The organism is Rhizobium jaguaris, from assembly GCF_003627755.1.
Lineage (GTDB): Bacteria > Pseudomonadota > Alphaproteobacteria > Rhizobiales > Rhizobiaceae > Rhizobium > Rhizobium jaguaris.
In genome coordinates this window covers 1,910,790-1,930,213 of sequence record NZ_CP032695.1, presented here as the reverse complement: position 1 = coordinate 1,930,213, position 19,424 = coordinate 1,910,790, and the positions used below count along the sequence as shown (strand labels likewise).

Below are 19,424 nucleotides of genomic sequence, written 5' to 3'. Positions count from 1 at the left end.
GCATAATTTCGAGAGCAGGCACATGAGCGAACAAAGGTTGATATCCGAACTGGAGCAGTTGGTTTCCGAGGGTCGCAATCCGAACACGATGCACATCGATCTGTTGTCGACCTTCGATATCCTGCGTGAGATCAATTATGAGGATCAGACCGTCCCCGCCGCGGTCGAGAAGGTCATTCCAGCGATCGCCGCTGTCGTGAACCAGATCGTTGCGGCCTTCCAGAAAGGTGGCCGCCTGATCTACATGGGCGCCGGCACCAGCGGCCGGCTTGGCGTCCTTGACGCATCCGAATGCCCGCCGACTTTCAGCGTGCCGCCAAACATGGTGATTGGCCTGATCGCCGGTGGCCCGGATGCGCTGCGGCGTTCGATCGAAGGCGCCGAGGACGATCCGGAGCAGGGACGGCAAGCCTTGCAGGACATTAATCTGACGGCTGCGGACGTTGTCGTCGGTATTGCCGTCTCCGGCCGTACACCTTACGTCATCGGTGGATTGAACTATGCGAAGAGCGTCGGCGCGGTCACCGTCGCTCTGTCCTGCAACCCCAATTCTGTCATTGCCGGCATTGCCGATCTCGCGATTTCGCCCGTCGTCGGTCCCGAAATCCTGACGGGATCGACCCGGCTGAAGTCCGGTACCGCGCAGAAACTCATACTCAACATGCTGACGACCGCGAGCATGATCCGGATCGGCAAGAGCTATCAGAACCTGATGGTCGATGTGCATGCGAGCAACAAGAAGCTGGTCGCCCGCGCCTCCAGGATCGTCATGCAAGCGACCGGCTGCACGCAGGAAGACGCACGCCGTGTGCTCGACCAGACGGGCAATGATGTGAAACTCGCCATTCTCATGGAAATTACCGGGATGGGCATTGAAGAAGCCCGCGTGGCATTGCAAAACGCTGGTGGATTTCTGCGGAAGGCGATCAGCGCGAAGACCGCATGAACTGAAGTTGTGGCAGCGACAGCTTTAATGAAGTGGCCAAAATCGGCCGAGGAAGCGTTAAAAAGCGCTCGGAGGGAGAAAAGAATGAAAAGGCATTATGGAAGGAAGCTGATTTCGTGCGTCGCAGTCGCGGCGGGTCTCAGCATGGTAGCCGTTTCGACGGAGGCATACGCGGCAACGTTGCGCCTGGCATGGTCCCAGGACGCGACCGGGCTTGATCCGCACAAGCAGACCGCCTTTTCCTCGATCCGCTTGCTCGAATTGATCTATGAGCCGCTCGTCCGGCTCGATAGCAATCTGCAGATCGTGCCCGCCATCGCCGAGAGCTGGCAGTTTTCGCCCGATGGCAAGGAGCTGACCTTCAAGCTCAATCCGAATGCGAAGTTCCAGAATGGCGCTGCCGTCACTTCGGCCGATGTGAAGGCATCGTTCCAGCGCATTCTCGATCAGGCGACAGGTGCCGCCGCACGCGCCAATTTCCTGTCGATCGCCAGCATCGATACACCTGATGCGACAACCGTTGTCTTCCATCTGTCGCAGCCTGATGTTCCGATCCTGACGTCGATGACGAGCCTCAACGCCGCCATTGTTCCGGCGAGCGAAATCACTGCCGGTTCGATCGGCACGAAGGCGATCGGTTCCGGTCCCTTCAAGCTCGACAATTGGGTTCCGAATTCCAAGGAAGTCCTGAGCGCCAACAAGGCTTGGGCCGGCGGCACGGTCGGCGTCGATGGCATCGACGTGAGCGTCCTTCCGGATGAAACGGCAATTCTGGCATCGCTTCGTACAGGCCAGATCGATTTCGCGCTTCTGAACGACCCGCTGGTGGCGACGCTCGTTCCTAAGGAGCCGAAGCTGCAACTGACCCGGACGCCGGTGCTCTCCTACAACGTCCTGCAGCTGAACCCGTCGCGCAAGCCGATGGATCAGCTTGCGGTGCGCCAAGCGATTTCCTGCGCGATCGATCGGCAGGACGTGCTGGATACGGCAGCGCTCGGCGAAGGCAAGGTGACCGGTCCGTTGACGATGCCTCTCTATCAGACCGATCCAAGCCAGCTCTTCTGCTACAAGCGCGATGTCGAAAAGGCAAAGAAGCTGATGGCTGACGCGGGCTTTGCCAACGGCTTCACCGCAACCGTGATCGCCGCCACCGGCGAGCCACCGACCGCGACTGCCGAAGCCCAGGTCATCCAGTCGCAACTCGCCGAAATCGGCATCAAGCTCGATATCAAGGTGATGGAACTCAACGTCTATGTCGATGCCTGGCTGAAGGGCAATTTCGACATGGCGGTCGCGCTCAACGGCGGCAGCGCCGATCCCTATTCCATGTATAATCGCTATTGGACGAAGGCCGGCAACCTGCAGAAGGTCGCGAACTATATCGACGATACGCTGGATGGCCAGATGCAGAAGGGCCGTGTCGAAACCGATCCGGCGAAGCGCAAGGTCATTTTCGCCGACTTCGAAAAGCACATGGCCGAAGTCTCGCCCTGGATCTGGCTCTATACGTCCTACGGCTACACGGCCGAGCAGAAGAACGTTCAGGGCTTCGTGCCGACACCGACGGGCTCTCTGTTCGGTCTCAGCAAGGTATCCATCAAGTAGTGGATGCCGGGTTCTAGAGGACGTTCCATGGGATACTTGACGCGCCGGCTGATGACATTCCCACTGATCATGTTGGGGGTGTCCGTGCTCGTGTTCGTCGCCATCCGGCTTGTGCCGGGTGACGCGATCACGGCGATGCTGGGAACCAATGCCGGCCTGCTGACGCCTGAGCAGCGGCAGGCTCTGGCAGTCTATTTCGGCATCGACCAATCATGGTTCGTGCAGTATTGGCATTGGCTGTTCGGCGTACTGCAGGGCAATCTCGGCATTTCCGTCACCTACGGCAAGCCGGTGCTCGACATCATCCTCGAGCGGTTTCCGTTGACGCTCGAGCTTGCGCTGCTCTCCATGGTTATCGCGCTGCTGATCGGCCTGCCTGCCGGCGTCTTCGCCGCGACACGAAATGAAAAACTGTCCGATCTTGCGGTGCGCATCGTCGCCATGATCGGGCAGTCCACCCCGAATTTCGTTCTCGGCCTTCTCATCATCTATGCGCTTTCGGCAGGCTTCGGTGTCCTGCCGGCCATGGGCGCGTTCACACCGTTCCTCCAGGATCCGCTCGGCAATCTCGGCCAGATGATCCTGCCGGCGCTGACGCTCGGCTTTGCCTTTGCCGCCTCAGTCACGCGCGTCGTGCGCTCGGCAATGCTCGACGTTCTGAGCGATGACTATGTCCGCACCGCCCGCAGCCGCGGCGTGCCGTCCCGCGGCGTCATCTGGCGTCATGCGCTGCCCAACGCGCTCATTCCTGTGGTGACGCTGAGCGGTGTGGAGTTCGGCTATCTTCTCGGCGGAGCCGTGCTGGTCGAGCAGATCTATGCGCTGCCCGGTCTTGGACGGTTGGTGCTGGATGCGATCCAGCAGCGCGACTATGCACTCGTCCAGGGCTGCGTCCTGTTCATCGCTTTCAATTTCATGATCGTCAATCTTCTCGTCGACCTTGCCTATGTCGCCGTCGATCCGCGCGTTCGTCTGGGAGAGGGTTGATGCGCATTGGAAGGGCTATTTTCGGGCATACGAGCGGCCGCATCGGTGGCCTGATCGTGGGTGCCTATGTCATTCTCGCCATTCTGGGCACGCTGGGGCTGACGCCGCACGATCCGGTGATGCGGAGCCCGCTGAACCGCCTTCATGCGCCAAGTTCCGCATTTTGGATGGGCACCGATCTGCTCGGACGTGACGTGATGAGCCGGCTCATGAGCGGCATTGGCGAATCCTTCATCGTCGCCTTCCTCTCCGTCGCGCTCGCAAGCCTTATCGGCACGATGCTCGGATTGACGGCCGCCTGGTTCGGCAAGCGTTGGGACGGGCTGATCATGCGTACGATGGACGTGCTGCTGGCATTCCCGGCCATCCTTCTCGCGCTGTTGATCATCGCCATCATCGGTCCCGGCACATGGACCAGCGTTGCCGCCATCGCCATCGTCTATACGCCGATCTTTACCCGCGTCGTGCGCGGGCCGGCGCTATCGCTGAAATCGCGCGATTTCGTCGATGCGGCCCGCACCTTCGGCAGCAGCAAACCTTATATCCTGACGCGGCATCTGCTGCTGAACCTCGTCGCGCCGCTGACCGTCCAGATCACGCTGGCGCTCGCATGGTCGCTCCTGACCGAAGCCGGCTTGAGTTTCCTCGGCCTCGGTACGCAGCCGCCGGCCTCTTCGCTCGGACTGATGCTGAGCGACAGCCGCAATCTGATGGAGACGGCACCTTGGCTGCTGATTTTCCCGGGCCTCACCATCATGATCAGCATCCTCGGCTTCAATCTGCTCGGCGATGCCCTGCGTGATATTCTCGATCCGAAAATGCGGAGGTCCAGTCCGTGAGCCCTCTGCTTTCCGTTTCCGATCTGCAAGTGGGCTTTGGCCGCAATCCGGAAGCCAACAGGGTCGTCCACGGTGTCAACTTCGATCTCGCTGCCGGCGAGACGCTAGCGATCGTCGGCGAGAGCGGTTCGGGGAAATCGGTGACCGCGCTGTCGATCAACCGCCTCGTTGATTTCGGCGGCGGCCGCATCATCGGCGGCTCGATAAAGCTGAAGCGGACCGACAACAGCGTTCTCGACCTGACGACGGCGACCGAAGCGGAATTGACGAAAATCCGTGGCGCCGAGATCGGCATGATCTTCCAGGAACCGATGACCTCGCTCAATCCGGTGCTGACCATCGGCACGCAGATCGAAGAGTCATTCCGTCTGCATCGCGGCTTGACCGGCCGCCAGGCCACCGCCGCTGCAAAGGATGCGCTGGATCGCGTCCGCATCCCGGATGCCGCACGGCGGCTAAAATATTGCCCGAACCAGCTCTCCGGCGGCATGCTGCAGCGTGTGATGATCGCGACCGCGCTCGCCTGCAATCCGCGCCTGCTGATCGCCGACGAGCCGACCACGGCGCTCGATGTGACGGTGCAGGCGCAGATCATGGCGCTTCTTGCCGAGCTGAAGCGCGAGACCGGTATGTCGATGATCTTCATCACCCACGATATCGGTCTTGTTGCAGGCATCGCCGACAATGTCATGGTGATGCAGGCCGGCCGGGCAGTCGAACAGGGCGAGCTCAACCAGATCCTCGATAGTCCCAGCCATCCTTATACGCAGCATCTTCTCCATTCCGTTCCCCACTTTTCGGCCGGCCGCGCGGCGCGATCCGATTTTAGCCGTGACGACAGCGCGAAAGCCGCACCAGCGCTGGAGGTCGATGGGCTGACCGTTCGCTTTCCGGTGTCGGGCAGCTTCTTTCACCGTCCGACCGGCGAGGTGCATGCGGTCGAAGGCGTCGGTTTCGATCTGTTGGCCGGCGAGACGCTGGCGATCGTCGGCGAAAGCGGCTCAGGCAAATCCACCACGGCGCGGGCAATCCTTGGATTGGTCAAGTCGACGCGCGGCACGTTCACGGCGAAAACCGGAAAGGCGGCAGATCGCACGAGTGCCGTGCAGATGGTGTTTCAGAATCCCTATGCCTCGCTCAACCCACGACTTCGGGTCGATAGCATCCTGGCCGAACCCATCATCGCCGCCGGAGGCCGTGCATCGGGGGAGACGCGCAACAGAATGGCCATGTTGCTGAAACGCGTCGGCCTGCCCGAAAACAGCCTTGAACGCTATCCGCATGAGTTTTCGGGCGGTCAACGCCAGAGACTGTGCATCGCGCGGGCGCTGATGTTGAACCCTTCGGTTCTAGTACTGGACGAGGCTGTCTCGGCGTTGGACGTCTCCGTTCAAGCGCAAGTCCTGGACCTGCTGATCGAATTGCAGCGCGAGTACCGGCTTGCCTATCTTTTCATCTCGCACGACATGGCCGTTGTCGAGCGGATTGCCCATAGGATCGCAGTGATCTATGCGGGCCAGATCGTCGAGATCGGCGATGCCATGTCGGTGCTGTCGCGGCCGAAGCATTCCTATACCAAGCGGCTGATCTCCGCGGTGCCGACGGTCGATCGACGGCGCGAGAATTTCGTGGTGGACACGCGCCAGGTCCCTTCGCTGGTACGCCCGCTCGGTTTCGAGCCGACTGCACCTGAATGGCGCCGGTTCGCTCCGGATCATATGGCCCAGGCGGAAGCTTGAGAGAAACGCGGCCGGGAGGGGCGCATGACGACAACGGGGAATACGGAATTCGCGCGGCGTTTCGATCGGGCGTTTGAACCGGTTGAGGCTGCCGTTGCGGCCGGGCGCATTCCCGGCGGCGTGCTCGGAATCATTGATGTCGAAGGCAACCGCATGGTCCATGCGGTCGGTTCGGCACAGAAGATCCCGCTGACGCGGCCGATGCTCACAGATACATGGTTCGATCTGGCCTCCCTCACCAAAGTCATCTTCACCACGCCGCGCATCCTGGCTTTGGCCGAAGCCGGTACGATCGATCTCGATGCGCCGTTGATTTCGGTGCTGCCGGATCTGCGCCAATATGATGCGGCTGCCTGGGAGCGGCGGGTGACCTTTCGCCAGTGTCTCGGTCATCAAACGCCGTTTCCCGCCGTCGAGCCGCTTTATACCTACGGCCGCGATCCCGATCTGTTACGCGCCTTTGTTTTGCAGCGGGAGTGGCGGGCCGGTCCGCCGGTCTATTCCGACATCAACTTCATTTTGCTCGGCTTTGCGCTGGAGCGCCTAACTGGACAGATGATCCGTGACATGGATGCCGGCCCGGGATTCGCCTTCTCCGCCGCATCCGATCAAGCCGCCGCGACGGAGGATTGCACCTGGCGTCACCGCGTTCTCTCGGGCGAAGTCCATGATGACAATTGCTCCGCCCTAAAGGGCGCCGGTCATGCCGGCCTGTTTGGAACGGCAGACTCGATCCTCGATTTTGCGATGGGTTTGCTCGCCGGCTCTGGCGCGCCCGAGCGCTCCATTGCATTGATGCGTACGCCGTTGTCCGCGACACGCACCCATGGATGGGAACGGCCCTATGACGGCTGGTCCGGCGGTGGGTTATGTTCACCGGACACGATCGGCCATACCGGTTTCACCGGCACCGGCCTCTGGATAGATTTCGATCGAGGCAGGGCCTGGACCCTGCTGACTAACCGCATTCACCCGACCCGCCATTTCGACAGCGGCATCGTGCCGCTTCGCCAGACTGTCGGCGATTTCGTCAATAGAGCTTAGGAGCTTGATCATGGAACCAATCTGGGCCGTCGGTCTGATGACCGGAACCGTTCTCGACGGCAATATCGATGTCGCTCTGCTCAAGACGGATGGTGAGCGGATCGAAGAGTTCGGTCCCTATGTGCTGGCGCCCTATCCGGATTGGATCAGGACATTGCTGGAAGAGACGTTGGCGCAGGCTCGCGCCTGGAATTTTAACGGGCCGGAGCCGGAAATCTTCAAACGTGCCGAGGAGGCTTTGACGCGCGCCCAGTCGGCCGCAGTCAAGGAGCTCGTCGAAAGCTATGGCCTGACCATGGCCGATATCGGCGTGGTCGGCTTCCATGGCCAGACCGTGCTGCATCGCGCGCCGCAGAAGGATCGTCGCGGGGACACCCGTCAGCTCGGCGACGGCGAATTGATGCGTTCCATCCTTGGCACCAAGGTCGCCTATGATTTCCGTTCCGCTGATGTGCGTGCGGGCGGTCAGGGTGCGCCCCTGGCGGCCGCCTATCACACCGCACTGTTGCGCCGCGCTGGTGCCGCCGCCGACACCGCCATCCTCAATCTCGGCGGCGTCGCCAATATCACCTGGTCGGATGGCGAGGGCAATTTCGTCGCCTTCGACACCGGGCCGGCCAATGCGCCGCTCAATGATTTCGTTAGATCTCATGGCGCTGGTGAGATGGATAGGGACGGGGCGCTGGGCCGGGCTGGCACAGTGGATGAGGAAAGACTTGCGAAGCTGCTGGAGCACCCGTATCTCAGCGCCCCCTATCCGAAATCGCTGGATCGTTTCGACTTCGGCGCCTCGATGGCCGATGGGCTGGGCCTTAAGGATGGCGCTGCGACGCTCTCCGCTTTCACCGCATCAGCTGTTGGCAAGGCACTGGACCTGTTGCCCCATCGTCCAAAAAAGTTGGTGGTCAGCGGTGGCGGCCGTCACAATCCGACGATCATGTCGATGCTCAAGACCCGTGCCGGCGTCGAGCCGATCTCGGCGGAAACGCTCGGCTGGCGTGGCGACGCCGTCGAGGCAGAATGCTTCGCATTTTTGGCCGTGCGCGTATTGCGGGGCCTGCCGATCAGCTTCCCGGGCACGACGGGGGTACCGATCCCGATGTGCGGCGGACGCCTTGCCGAATAGGTCGGCTTCGGCGGAAATCATACTTCGATCATAATCGAACCATTGCCGAGCGAAAATCGCTTATGGTGATGTGGACGCATCCTGTTCAGGAGGATGAAGTGAGAACCGTTGAACCAAAGATTTTGTATTTCGGAACCCCTGTCGCACTCATCAGCAGCTTGAATGAGGATAACTCGACGAATTTGTCTCCGATCTCATCGTTTTGGGCGCTTGGCTGGACGATGTCGCTTGGCCTGTTGAATGACGCCAAGCTCTCAGAGAACCTCGCGCGGCACGCGGAGTGTGTCGTAAACCTTCCGTCTCCCTCAATGTGGCAGATGGTCGAAAAGCTCGCACCGCTGACCGGCAAAGACCCCGTACCCGAATTGAAGTCCAAACAATTCAGAACAGAGAAGGACAAATTTGCAGCAGCAGGATTTTCCAGGCGTGACAGCGAGTCGGTGCGCCCTGTGCGAGCCGCGGAATGCCCGGTTCAAATGGAAGCCCGCGTCTTGTCACTTCACGAAATGGGCGGAAAAAGGCTGGCGGAACTTGGAGGCGGCCTCGTTGCGGTTGTCGAGATCTTGCGCGTCCATGCGTCCGAAGAGTTTTTGAAAGACGATAGCGATCATATCGATCCGAACAAATGGTCTCCGCTGGTCTATAATTTTCGTCACTACTACGACTTGTCCGACACCGAACTCGGGAAAACTTTCCGGGCGTAGCATGCTCCAACAGGTCCTGACTCTATGCCATTGCCGCGACATAGCTGCGCCAGCCGCCATAATGCGTGATGTCGGTCGCATCGGCGATGGCGGTCGCCTCTACGAGAAATCCCTTGGCCGAGGTGCCGTCGGACAGCGAGATCGTACCGATGCAGAGCGGCGAGGGGACGGAGGCGACGAATTGGCCGAAGGCGGCTGGTGCCAATTGCCAGACCTCGACATCGATCTGACCGCCAGCCTCCTCGTCGACACGGATGAGCCCTGGTTTGGCGGGAACCTGCCCCGCCAATGCATATAGCCGGTAGCAGGCCGATGTCTGCGCTTCCCGCACGAGACGGCCATCTAGGGCGTGTAGCTGCGGGTTGAGCGGCATGCCGGAAAGATGGGCGCCGACCACCACGACCTCGATCATGCCTGCGTCATCAACGGCAGGAGGTTCGTCCCGCTGCGGCTGATGCCAGCCGGTGGCACCGAGCATCAGTCCGCTGGCCTTGTGAATATCCCGCGCGAGCGATGCCGTCAGCCCGTCGTGTCCGGACGGCGCTAGCAGGGTGACACTTGCCGGACGGCCGTCACCTCGTATTCCCGTCGGCACGGCAATGCCGCACATGTCGAGCAGATTGACGAAGTTGGTGTAAGTGCCGAGACGCGAGTTCTCGCGGATCGGTTCGGCCTCGACATCGGCACGAGTATAATGGGTCGGCGCGGTCGGTACGCAGAAAAGATCGACCGATGCGACCAGCGGCGCGACCTTCTGTTTCAAGGCTTGCAGCGCGTAGAGGCCGTTGAAGGCATCCGCCGCCGAAAGCTGCTTGGCGCCGCCATAGATCTTGCGCGTCACGGGATGGAAGCTTGCCTCCTTGGCGTCGAAGAAATCCTTCACTGCCGCATAACGTTCCGCCACCCAGGCGCCTTCATAAAGCAGGTTTGCCACCTTGTAGAAATCGCCAAACGACACTTCCACCAGCCGATGACCGAGTTTTGTCAGCATCTGCAAGGCGGCGTCATAGGCTGCTTCCATGACGGCGTCGCCGAAGAACAGTCGGTCGGCTTTCGTCGGGACGCCGATGGTCAGGACATTCGGTGTTTGTCCGAAACCGTCGGCCGGAATGGTTTTCGAATAGGCGTCCGTCGCATCGTGGCGCGCGGCGGCCTCAAACAGCCGCCAGGCGTCATCGACCGTCAACGCGAAGATCGAAACGCAATCCAGCGTGCGGCAGGCGGGAAGGACGCCGGTCGTCGATAACGCGCCGAGGCTGGGCTTGAGGCCGACGATATTGTTGAGGCCGGCCGGGACGCGCCCGGAGCCGGCGGTATCGGTGCCAAGTGCAAAACTGACGATGCCCTGCGCCGTCGCGACGGCCGAGCCCGAGCTTGAGCCGCCGGGTACCAAATCGGGGTCCATGGCATTGCGGGGTGCCGGATGGAGCGTGCGGACGCCGACCAGGCCGGTTGCGAATTGATCGAGGTTGGTCTTGCCGATGACGAGTGCGCCGGCCTCCTTCAGCAGACGCACCACAGTGGCATCGGCCTCGGGCATATAGGCGAAATCCGGGCAGGCGGCGGTCGTTGGCATGCCCGCGACATCGATATTGTCCTTGACCGCAAAGGGGATGCCCCAGAGCGGCTTTGCTCGGGGATCAAAAGGCCCGAGCGCGGCCGCCTGTTGCAGCAAGCTGCTTTTGTCGGCGAGATGCAGGAAGATGCCGGGATCGTCGACCTCGGCAATACGCGTGAAAGCCGCTTCGATGACGGCCGCAACGGTACCGCCGCTTTCATAGAAAACATGCAAGGATGAAATGTCGAAGGCCGGGCTGCTGGTCACGCTTTTTCCTCTTCCAATATTCTGACTGGCCGATCCCATTGGATCAGGACGACGCAGCCTGTATCGCTCCAGACCGAATGCTCGGTCCCGGCGGCATTGACGATGTAACAGCCCTTGGCGTAGTCGCCGGCCTCATCCGATTGTACACCTTCGAGCACGAGAATGGTCTCCAGCCCCTCATGCCGGTGGCGGGGCACCGAGGCGCCGGCCTCGTATTTCAGCAGAGCGACGCCCGGTTGGTCGCCTTCGAAGGGCTTGATCCAGTGGATGGTGACCTCATCCCGGAATGGGCTGAAGGTTAGCTCTTTCCAGCCGCCTGTTGTCAGCAGTTCGCGCGTCGTTTCAGGCATGATTGATGGTCTCCAGAATGTCCTCAACGCGCGCCGTCCAGCCGACAATCGCGCCCTGTGCTCGGATCATCGCGATGGCCGCTGCTTTGAACTCGGGGAAATAGCTTTCGGTCGCCTCCTCCGCGAGCAGGCATTCATAGCCGCGGTCGTTTGCCTCGCGCATCGTGGTCTGGACGCAAACCTCCGTGGTGACGCCGGCGAAAACGAGCTGCCTGATGCCTTTGATCTTCAGGATATCGCCGAGTTCGGTGGCGTAGAAGGCGCCTTTGCCAGGCTTTTCGATGACGATCTCGCCATCGATGGGCGCCAGTTCGGGTAGGATGGCCGTGCCCGGCTCTCCGGCAATGAGAATACGGCCCATCGGTCCGACGTCGCCGATCCTGAGTGAAGGATTGCCGCGGTCGCGCTTGGCAGGTGGCAGGTCGGAAAGATCGGACTTGTGGCATTCCATCGTGTGGATGACCGGCAGGCCCGCACGGCGGAAACCCGCGATTAGCCGTTGGACGTCGGGGACGATCTTCGTGATGCGGCTGACATCGTTGCCGAGGCTGGCGCCGAAGCCGCCGGGCTCGGCGAAATCGCGCTGCATATCGATGACGATCAGCGCCACAGCGTCACGTTGCAGCGGGAAGGCGAAAGGTTGAGCCTTGATCTCCGCTGCCATCAGTGATGCCCCGCCATATGCGCGCCGATCACGGATATATCGGCGGCGCGCGCCTGGGTTTCGTAGACGAGCTTGCCTTCGGAGATCACCATGATGCGATCGGACATTTCGAGAAGCTCATCGAGGTCCTCCGACAGCAGTAATACCGCCGCGCCGGCATTGCGAGCGCGCATGATGCGGGCGCGGATTTCGGCGACGGCGGAAAAATCGAGGCCGAAACAGGGGTTGGAGACGATCAGCAGATCGACCTCTCCCGTCAGCTCACGTGCCAAGACAGCGCGCTGGACATTGCCGCCGGAAAGTGCTGCGATCGGCGAGGAGGATGAGGCGGTCTTGACCTTGAAGTCTGAAATCAGCGACGTCGCGCGGTTCTTCATCTTCCCCTTGTTCAGCCAGATCGCATCACCGCCGTTTTCCTTCAGGTCGAAGGTGCGGAAGGCGAGATTTTCGCTGACGGTCATCCGCGGTGCGCAGGCGTTCTGCAATGGCTCTTCCGGAATGAAGCGGACATTGTTCCTGCGTGTTTCGGGCCGCGTTGCGCCATAGATCTCGCCGTTGACGCTGACCGACCCCCTTTCGGTCGGCCGCTGGCCTGCGAGAATTTCAGTCAGTTCCTTCTGGCCATTGCCGGAAATGCCGGCAATGCCGACGATCTCTCCGGAATGCACCGTCAGCTTGTCGATCTCGATGGTCTTCAGGCCGGAACGATCCGGGGCCTTGACCTGCTCGACATGCAGCACCGGTTTCGCCGTATCGGTGACGGGGACGCGTGTGTCGAGTTCAGCGAGTTTGACGTCGCCGATCATCATAGCCGCCATGTCCGCCGTCGAAAGTTCGCCGACCTTGCCGCCGCCGACAAGCTTGCCGCGGCGGAGGATGGAGACCGCATCGGCGAATTTCGTCACTTCATGGAATTTGTGCGAGATCATCAGAACGGTCAGCTCGCCGCGTTCGGTCATCCCACGTATCAGGCCGAGCATCTCGTCGGCCTCCGCCGGCGTCAGCACTGAGGTCGGTTCGTCGAGCACGAGGAAGGTGCGGCCGAGATAAAGCTGCTTGACGATTTCGAGCTTCTGCTTTTCGCCGGCGGCAAGTTCGCTCACTGGGCTATCGAGCGGGATCTTGAAGGGCATCCGCTCCATGAAGGCGGTAAGCGCCTTGCGTTCTCTCGCCCAGTTGATGACGGCCGGCAATTCGGCACGGCTGATGACAAGGTTTTCGGCACCCGTCAACGACGGCACCAGCGTGAAATGCTGGTAGACCATGCCAAGGCCATACGCGGCCGCATCTTTGGGTGAGGCGACCACTACTTCGCGGCCATCCACCGACAGGGAGCCCGAGGTCTGATGATAGAAGCCCATGATGCATTTGACGAGCGTCGATTTCCCTGCGCCGTTTTCGCCGAGCAGAGCGTGAAAGGTGCCGGCAGGAATGCTCACGGATACGTGGTCCAGCGCCGTGAAGCCGCCGAAACACATGGTCATATCGAGGGTTTCGATGCCGACGGCCTTGCCGGCCTGGGGGAGGGGCGTGTCACGGACGATGTTCATGGCAGTTGGCTCACCAAGGTTGCGGAATTGGACACGGAACCGAAGACGCCGCCCTGCATCTTCACCATCTTGATGGCAGCGAGGTGATTGCCATGGTCGGTCGCTCCGCAGCAGTCTTCCAGAAGCAGGCATTCGAAGCCGCGGTCATTCGCCTCGCGCATGGTGGTGTGGACGCAGACGTCGGTGGTGATGCCGGTGAGAATGATATTCTCGATGCGCTTCTGGTTGAGGATCAGTTCCAGATCGGTGGCGCAGAAGGAGCCCTTGCCGGGCTTGTCGATGATCGTCTCGCCGTCCATCGGCTTCAACTCGTCGATGATGTCCCAGCCCGGCTCGCCTCGGACGAGGATACGGCCGCAGGGACCGGGATCGCCGATGCCGGCATTGATGCGCTGCGAACGCCAGCGCTTGTTGGCGGGCAGGTCGGCAAGGTCAGGCCGATGCCCCTCGCGGGTATGGATGATGTGATAGCCTTTGGCGCGCATGGCGGCGAGCACCGTCTTGATAGGTTCGATCGGCGCGCGGACCAGCGACAGATCATAGCCCATGTGATCGACGTAGCCGCCGGGGCCACAGAAATCCGTCTGCATGTCGATGATGATGAGGGCTGTGTTATCCGGCCTCAGCGCACCATTGTAGGGCCAAGCATAGGGATCGGCGTCGACATAAGTCAGTTTCTGGCCGATGGCTGCGGTTGCGAGACTGTTCATGGCTGATCTCTTCTATTTGGTGAGCGAGAGTGCGCCTGGCGCGCCGGCGAGCGAGCGCGTGGGCGATGAAGTGATGATCATGATGACGAGCGTGAGCACGTAAGGGGCGGCGTAGAAGAGGTAATAGCCCTGGGTCACTCCGACGGATTGCAGCGCAGGGCCAAGCGCGCCGGCGCCGCCGAAGAGAAGTGCGGCGACGAAGCAGCCGATCGGATTCCAGCGGGCGAAGATTACCAGCGCCACCGCCATCAGACCCTGGCCGGAGGAGATGCGTTCATTCCAGGAGCCGGGATAGTAGAGCGACAGATAGGCGCCGCCGATTGCCGCCAGCGAGCCGCCGACAGCCGTCGAAAGCAGCCGGATGCGATCCGGATTGATGCCCATGGCACGTGCCGCATCGGTGCTGTCGCCAACGACGCGTAGCGTGAGACCGACTCTCGTATTTTTGAAGGCCCACCAGAGGACGACGGCGAGCGCCGCACCGAGGATGAAGAGGATGTTGATGTTTAGCGCCGCCTGCACCGGTGCCAGGCCCGACCAAAATCCGAAGGGGATTGCCGGCAGGTGCGGCGCGACCGGCTGAATGAAGGATTTGCCGAGGAAGAAGGCCAGGCCCAGGCCGAACTGCATCATGGCGATGCCGATGGCAATGTCGTTGACCTTCGGCCATTTGCAGATCCAGCCGTGTACCGCGCCAAAGATTGCGCCGGTCGCCATCGCTGCAATGACGCCGAGCCATGGGGAGCCGCTCATGACGGCAACCGCATAGGCGGTCATGGCGCCGAAGACGAGCGTGCCTTCAAGGCCAAGATTGATGCGGCCGGAGCGCTCGGTGATCGTTTCGCCGAGGCTGACGAAGATGAAGGGCGTCGAAACACGGATTGCGCCGGCGAAGATGGCGAGGGGCACGCCCCAGAGACCGATTGCGGTATCGTCCATCATGCGCTCCTTTTCCAGAGGTCGGGATTGAAGATCTTGAAACGGCCGTAAAAGGTTTCGCAGAAGAGAATGACGATGAAGAGCGTGCCCTGCAGGACTAGAACAGTCGCGTCGGGCAGGCCCATGCGGCGCTGGATCAGGCCGCCGGAGGCGTCGATGCCACCAAGAAGAATGGCGACCGGGATGATTGCCAGCGGATTGTGGCGGGCAAGGAAGGCAACGAGAATGCCGGTGTAACCATAGCCTGCGGCAAGTGAGGCATTGGCGCTGCCCTGGACGGCGGCGACCTCGATCATGCCGGCAAGACCGGCGAAGCTGCCGGCAATCGCCGTAAAGCCGGCAATCAACCGGCCGACGGGCAGGCCCTGGATTTGCGCGGCGCGGACGTTGCCGCCGGCGATGCGGGCGGCAAAGCCGTAACTTGTTACCTCGATCAATATCCAGGACGCGATGCAGGCGACGATACCGATGACGAGGCCCCAGTGCACGTCGATGCCTGGGATGTTGCCGAGCATATAGTCATGTGGCAGCGGCTTGGTGGATGGCTTGTTGAGGCTTGCCGGATCGCGCAGCAGCCCCTCGACGAACTGGTTCATCAAGGCGATGGCGATATAGGCGAGCAGCAGCGAGGAGATGGTTTCGTTGACGCCGCGATAGTGACGCAGGAATCCGGCAAGGCCGATCCAGATGCCGCCGATCACCATGGCCGCAAGCGCCATCAGCATGAGGACGATGATCGGCGGCAAGAGACCGACAATCGGCAGCGCGATCGCCGCCGCCGCAACGCCGCCAAGCACGACAGCACCCTCGCCGCCGATGATCACGAGACCGAGCCTCGCGGGTAACGCAACGCAGAGCGAGGTGAGCAGCAGAGGAGAAGCGCGGCTCAGGCTGTTCTGGATCGAAAACCAGCTACCGAAGCCGCCGGTATACATGAAGCGATAAAGGTCGGCCGGCGATTTGCCGACCGCCAGGATGAAGAGGGAGAAAAGCGCCAATCCGGCGAGGATTGCGCCAAGTGTGATCACGACCGGCTCAGCCCTTCGCGCCAGCCATTCGAGGGCCGGGCGCAACGCCCGTCTTTGCGTACCGATGGATAATGCGGGATCGTTGACTTCGACCGTCATGACGCTTCTCCCTCGATGATCAGGCCGTGGAGCCGACGACACCTTCGACCAGATAATTCATGCTCTCGAGTTCGATGGCATCCTCGGCGAAGCTCTTGTCGACCGTGATGACGACATTGCCCTTGTTGTCTTTGATCGGGCCTTTGAAGACCGAGAATTTACCCGCCATCATCTCGGCAAGCGTCGCCTCGAATTTCTTGCGGGATTCGTCGGAAACACCAGGGCCGAGCGGGCTCATCTTGACAAAGCCATCCTTCAGACCGCCTCGGACGAAGTTTCCAGGCTTTTCGCCGGCCTGGGTCTTCTTCACGAAGCCCGAATAGACATTGCCCCAGGCCCATTCGGCCCCGGTCAGATATTTCGCCGGGGCAAGCGGGCTCTGGTTGGCATGATAGCCGCAGATGAAGGCACCACGGCCCGCGGCGGTCTCGACAACCACCTTCGGGCTGTCGACATGGCAGGTGACGACGTCGGCGCCCTGGTCGATCAGCGCGTTGGTGGCTTCGGCCTCCTTGACGGCCAGCGACCATTCGCCGGTAAAGATCACCTGGCAGGTGATGGCCGGATCGACGGATCGGGCGCCGAGCAGGAAGGCATTGATGTTCTGCAGAACCTGCGGGATCGGCTTGGCGGCAACGAAGCCGATCTTCTTGCTCTTGGTTGCATAGCCGGCTGTGACGCCGTTCAGGTATTGACCCTGGAAAATGTAACCGAAATAGGAGCCGGTATTCGCCGGATGCTTTCCCGCCTGCCAGAGACCACCACAATGGCGGAACTGGATGTCGGGATATTTGGCGGCCATGGCCAGCATGTGCGGATCGAAATAGCCGAAGGATGTCGGGAAAACCAGCGTGGCGCCATCGAGATTGATCATCGATTCCATCGTCTTCTGCACATCGACGGTCTCGGGGACGTTTTCCTCCTCGACGACAGTGACACCGGATATCGCCTTGACGACGGCGGCACCTTCGGCGTGTGACTGATTGTAGCCGTAGTCATCCTTCGGTCCGACATAGATGAAGCCGACGGTGAGCGCGGTCTCAGCATAGGCGCGGGAGGAGAGAAGGCCCGGCGCGACGGTAGCGAGTGCGCCTGCTGCCGATGCCTGGAGAAAATTGCGGCGGTTCATGGAAAGGAGTCTGGTCATGTTATTGCTCCTTGCGGCGGAAGCCGGTTCGTAAAAAAAAGAGTTACGAAAAAGTGTATGCAATCACCGTGCCAGATTTTAACCTATTGATATTTGGTATTAAAATTCTTCGATTAAAATGGCCTGCGAAAAGTGTATGCAGATTACGCTAGTAACTGAGCTTCAAAAATGAGCAGTGCTCTTTTTTTGATCGAAAATACAGGATTTATTTTTCAAATGCCATCTTAGGAAGTCTTCCACGTGCTAAACATCATTTCAAAACAATAATTTAAATCGAGAATTGACTTTGCGGTTCTAGCGCTACATCTGTATGCAATAAATCGAGGCAGTCATCCCAGTGAAGCAGGTGAAGCGCAGAGAAATCGTCAGAGCCGGAACGACCGTCGAACAGATGGTGCGGGCAATTGCCGATATGATCGTGACTGGCGTGCTCCTGCCGGGGGCGAAGCTTGACGAAATATCGCTGGCGAGCCGTTTCGACGTATCGCGGACGCCGGTGCGCGAGGCGTTGCGTGAGCTTGGCGCGATGGGCCTTGTCGGCCGCGAACCGAACCGCAGCGCCGTCGTTACGAATGTCACCGGTGCCTATCTGCATTCGATGTTCGAAGCGATGGCGGAACTCGAAGCCATCTGTGCACGCCTATCCGCAGAACGGATGACCGTCGACGAGCGTCGCACCCTCGAGCTCGAGCACCGTGCTTCCGCCCGGCTCGTGCATGCACGCGCCGAAGAGGATTATGCCGCTTACAACATCGAGTTTCACACTCAGCTCTATCGCGGCGCTCACAACGACCATATTTTGGAACTGGTGACGCAAACCAGGGCCAGGCTTGCGCCGTTTCGGCGTGCGCAGTTCCGGCTTCCGGGCCGGCTTTCCAAATCCTTTGATGAACACGACGTTATCGTCACCGCCATTCTGCAGGCCGATGCCCAAGCCGCAAGCCGGGCCGCCTATTCGCATGTTGCCATTGTCAGTGATGCCAGCATCATTTTCGCTGCGCCTAACGCGGGCAACTGAGGCCGCTCCGGACGCTCCGATCACTGATCAAGGAAGCCTTTCACAGCCTTCATGGTTTTCGTTATCGCTTATCGATGCTATCAAGAGCGGCACTCTAGCGATTTGACGGTTTCCAACGGGTTTCGCACGGATGGCAGGCAACCAGCATCGGCCCAGCCTTGTCGGAAAGGCCATAAATTTCGTCATTGCATTCGGCTTTGTGGTTTTGGCCGTTTGTACCGCAAAGGCTCAGCCTGAATGGAGCGTTGCGCCACCTGCTTGCATTTCCGGACCTTTGATAACCGATACCGGCAAAACACTTTGCATCCGCAAGGAAAGTTACAATCGCGATCTCTGCGACGCGATCGACTATTTCGCTCGCGCCAATCATCTGCCACCGGATTATCTTGCCAGGCTCATCTGGCGCGAGAGCACGTTTCGCCCCGATGCCGTCAGTCCCAAGGGTGCGCGAGGCATTGCGCAATTCATGCCGGGAACGGCGAGATTGCGCGGCGTTCAGGACAGCTACGACTTGCTGGAGGCATTGGGCAAGGCGGCAGTATATCTGGACGAGTTGCGCAACCGTTTCGGCAATCTCGGCTTGGCTGCAGCGGCCTATAATGCCGGCGAAAACGGCCTCGCTAATTTTCTCAACTCCGGCAATCTCCCCTTTGAGACGCGCAGCTACGTGATTGCCATTACGGCGCACACGGTTGAGCAATGGAAGGATGACCCGCCTGATACCATCGCGCCGGAACTCGACAAGGGCAAACCTTTCACGCAGGCGTGCATGGCGCTCGCCGGCAGCCGCAGGCTGAAGCAGCAGGTCGCTCTGGAGCAGGAGCGTCCCTGGGCGCCCTGGGGTGCTCAACTTGCGGAACATTTCCAGCTCGATACCGTCCGCAGTCTTTTCTCCGAGGAAGTCGGTAGGCTTCCATCACCCCTGAATGAAGAAAAACCGCTCATCGTGCGCCAGCGTAACGGCGATTTCGGTTTCCGCATCCGATATGCCGCGCGCATCGGCCGGCAGACACGCGCCGAGGCGGACGCGGTTTGCACTCAAGTCCGCGAGAAAGGCGGAGCTTGTCTTGTGTTTAAGAATTGAGCGTTTGGTTCCGTCGGGAT

General features: G+C 60.6%; 18 protein-coding genes. 10 read left to right on the top strand and 8 right to left on the bottom strand.

All coding sequences use genetic code 11. From position 1 onward, the window contains the following. The first annotated feature begins 22 nt into the window (after window positions 1–22). The 8 genes from murQ (at window position 23) to CCGE525_RS31105 (ending at window position 8,990) form a co-directional block, all read left to right on the top strand. Window positions 23–946 carry an N-acetylmuramic acid 6-phosphate etherase gene (gene murQ, locus CCGE525_RS31140; protein WP_120708054.1) on the top strand — a complete coding sequence of 308 codons (924 nt, stop codon included), beginning with the start codon at window positions 23–25 and terminating at the stop codon, window positions 944–946. Window positions 947–1,030: 84 nt separating this feature from the next. Then, window positions 1,031–2,551: an ABC transporter substrate-binding protein gene (locus CCGE525_RS31135; RefSeq protein WP_120708053.1), complete on the top strand. Its 1,521-nt coding sequence runs from the start codon at window positions 1,031–1,033 to the stop codon at window positions 2,549–2,551. A gap of 27 nt (window positions 2,552–2,578) precedes the next feature. Next, window positions 2,579–3,538 (top strand): ABC transporter permease, encoded by a 960-nt coding sequence (locus CCGE525_RS31130; protein WP_120708052.1) that lies wholly within the window; start codon window positions 2,579–2,581, stop codon window positions 3,536–3,538. Continuing rightward, on the top strand, window positions 3,538–4,377 hold the full coding sequence (locus CCGE525_RS31125) for an ABC transporter permease (RefSeq protein WP_120708051.1): 840 nt from the start codon (window positions 3,538–3,540) through the stop codon (window positions 4,375–4,377). The genes CCGE525_RS31130 and CCGE525_RS31125 overlap by 1 nt, the downstream gene beginning before the upstream one ends. Then, the gene (locus tag CCGE525_RS31120; RefSeq protein ID WP_120708050.1) at window positions 4,374–6,116 is read left to right on the top strand and encodes an ABC transporter ATP-binding protein; all 1,743 of its coding nucleotides are present in this window, start codon (window positions 4,374–4,376) and stop codon (window positions 6,114–6,116) included. Before CCGE525_RS31125 ends, CCGE525_RS31120 begins: the two co-directional genes overlap by 4 nt. A 24-nt stretch (window positions 6,117–6,140) precedes the next feature. Continuing rightward, entirely contained in the window at window positions 6,141–7,160 is a 1,020-nt protein-coding gene (locus CCGE525_RS31115; RefSeq protein WP_120708049.1) for a serine hydrolase domain-containing protein, read from the top strand. Window positions 7,161–7,170: 10 nt separating this feature from the next. Further along, window positions 7,171–8,286 (top strand): anhydro-N-acetylmuramic acid kinase, encoded by a 1,116-nt coding sequence (locus tag CCGE525_RS31110; protein WP_120708048.1) that lies wholly within the window; start codon window positions 7,171–7,173, stop codon window positions 8,284–8,286. 62 nt (window positions 8,287–8,348) lie between these two features. Beyond that, window positions 8,349–8,990, top strand: coding sequence for a flavin reductase family protein (locus tag CCGE525_RS31105; RefSeq protein ID WP_245472215.1), 642 nt, complete (start codon window positions 8,349–8,351; stop codon window positions 8,988–8,990). A 22-nt stretch (window positions 8,991–9,012) separates the two neighbouring features. Here the strand turns inward: CCGE525_RS31105 and atzF are convergent, their stop codons facing one another. Genes atzF through CCGE525_RS31065 form a run of 8 tightly spaced genes read right to left on the bottom strand, consistent with a single transcriptional unit; the run spans window position 9,013 to window position 17,302 of the window. Then, window positions 9,013–10,815: an allophanate hydrolase gene (atzF, locus tag CCGE525_RS31100; RefSeq protein WP_120708047.1), complete on the bottom strand. Its 1,803-nt coding sequence runs from the start codon at window positions 10,813–10,815 to the stop codon at window positions 9,013–9,015. Further along, window positions 10,812–11,165, bottom strand: a complete 354-nt coding sequence (locus tag CCGE525_RS31095) for a cupin domain-containing protein (protein ID WP_120708046.1) — start codon at window positions 11,163–11,165, stop codon at window positions 10,812–10,814. The genes atzF and CCGE525_RS31095 overlap by 4 nt, the downstream gene beginning before the upstream one ends. Then, window positions 11,158–11,829 carry a cysteine hydrolase family protein gene (locus CCGE525_RS31090; RefSeq protein ID WP_120708045.1) on the bottom strand — a complete coding sequence of 224 codons (672 nt, stop codon included), beginning with the start codon at window positions 11,827–11,829 and terminating at the stop codon, window positions 11,158–11,160. The genes CCGE525_RS31095 and CCGE525_RS31090 overlap by 8 nt, the downstream gene beginning before the upstream one ends. Beyond that, on the bottom strand, window positions 11,829–13,379 hold the full coding sequence (locus tag CCGE525_RS31085; RefSeq protein WP_120708044.1) for an ABC transporter ATP-binding protein: 1,551 nt from the start codon (window positions 13,377–13,379) through the stop codon (window positions 11,829–11,831). The genes CCGE525_RS31090 and CCGE525_RS31085 overlap by 1 nt, the downstream gene beginning before the upstream one ends. Beyond that, the gene (gene biuH / locus CCGE525_RS31080; RefSeq protein WP_120708043.1) at window positions 13,376–14,089 is read right to left on the bottom strand and encodes a biuret amidohydrolase; all 714 of its coding nucleotides are present in this window, start codon (window positions 14,087–14,089) and stop codon (window positions 13,376–13,378) included. Before biuH ends, CCGE525_RS31085 begins: the two co-directional genes overlap by 4 nt. Before the next feature lie 12 nt (window positions 14,090–14,101). After that, window positions 14,102–15,028, bottom strand: a complete 927-nt coding sequence (locus CCGE525_RS31075; RefSeq protein WP_120708726.1) for an ABC transporter permease — start codon at window positions 15,026–15,028, stop codon at window positions 14,102–14,104. Beyond that, the gene (locus tag CCGE525_RS31070) at window positions 15,028–16,155 is read right to left on the bottom strand and encodes an ABC transporter permease (protein ID WP_120708042.1); all 1,128 of its coding nucleotides are present in this window, start codon (window positions 16,153–16,155) and stop codon (window positions 15,028–15,030) included. Before CCGE525_RS31070 ends, CCGE525_RS31075 begins: the two co-directional genes overlap by 1 nt. A 19-nt stretch (window positions 16,156–16,174) precedes the next feature. Next, the gene (locus CCGE525_RS31065) at window positions 16,175–17,302 is read right to left on the bottom strand and encodes a BMP family ABC transporter substrate-binding protein (RefSeq protein ID WP_120708041.1); all 1,128 of its coding nucleotides are present in this window, start codon (window positions 17,300–17,302) and stop codon (window positions 16,175–16,177) included. 337 nt (window positions 17,303–17,639) lie between these two features. On the opposite strand from CCGE525_RS31065, the gene CCGE525_RS31060 reads away from it, so the two are divergent. Together CCGE525_RS31060 and CCGE525_RS31055 are read left to right on the top strand one after the other, a co-directional pair. Beyond that, a complete protein-coding gene (locus CCGE525_RS31060) occupies window positions 17,640–18,320 on the top strand; it encodes a GntR family transcriptional regulator (protein ID WP_120708040.1) in 681 nt (226 codons plus the stop codon). A 130-nt stretch (window positions 18,321–18,450) separates the two neighbouring features. Continuing rightward, window positions 18,451–19,404, top strand: coding sequence for a lytic transglycosylase domain-containing protein (locus CCGE525_RS31055; RefSeq protein WP_120708039.1), 954 nt, complete (start codon window positions 18,451–18,453; stop codon window positions 19,402–19,404). Window positions 19,405–19,424: the final 20 nt, after the last annotated feature.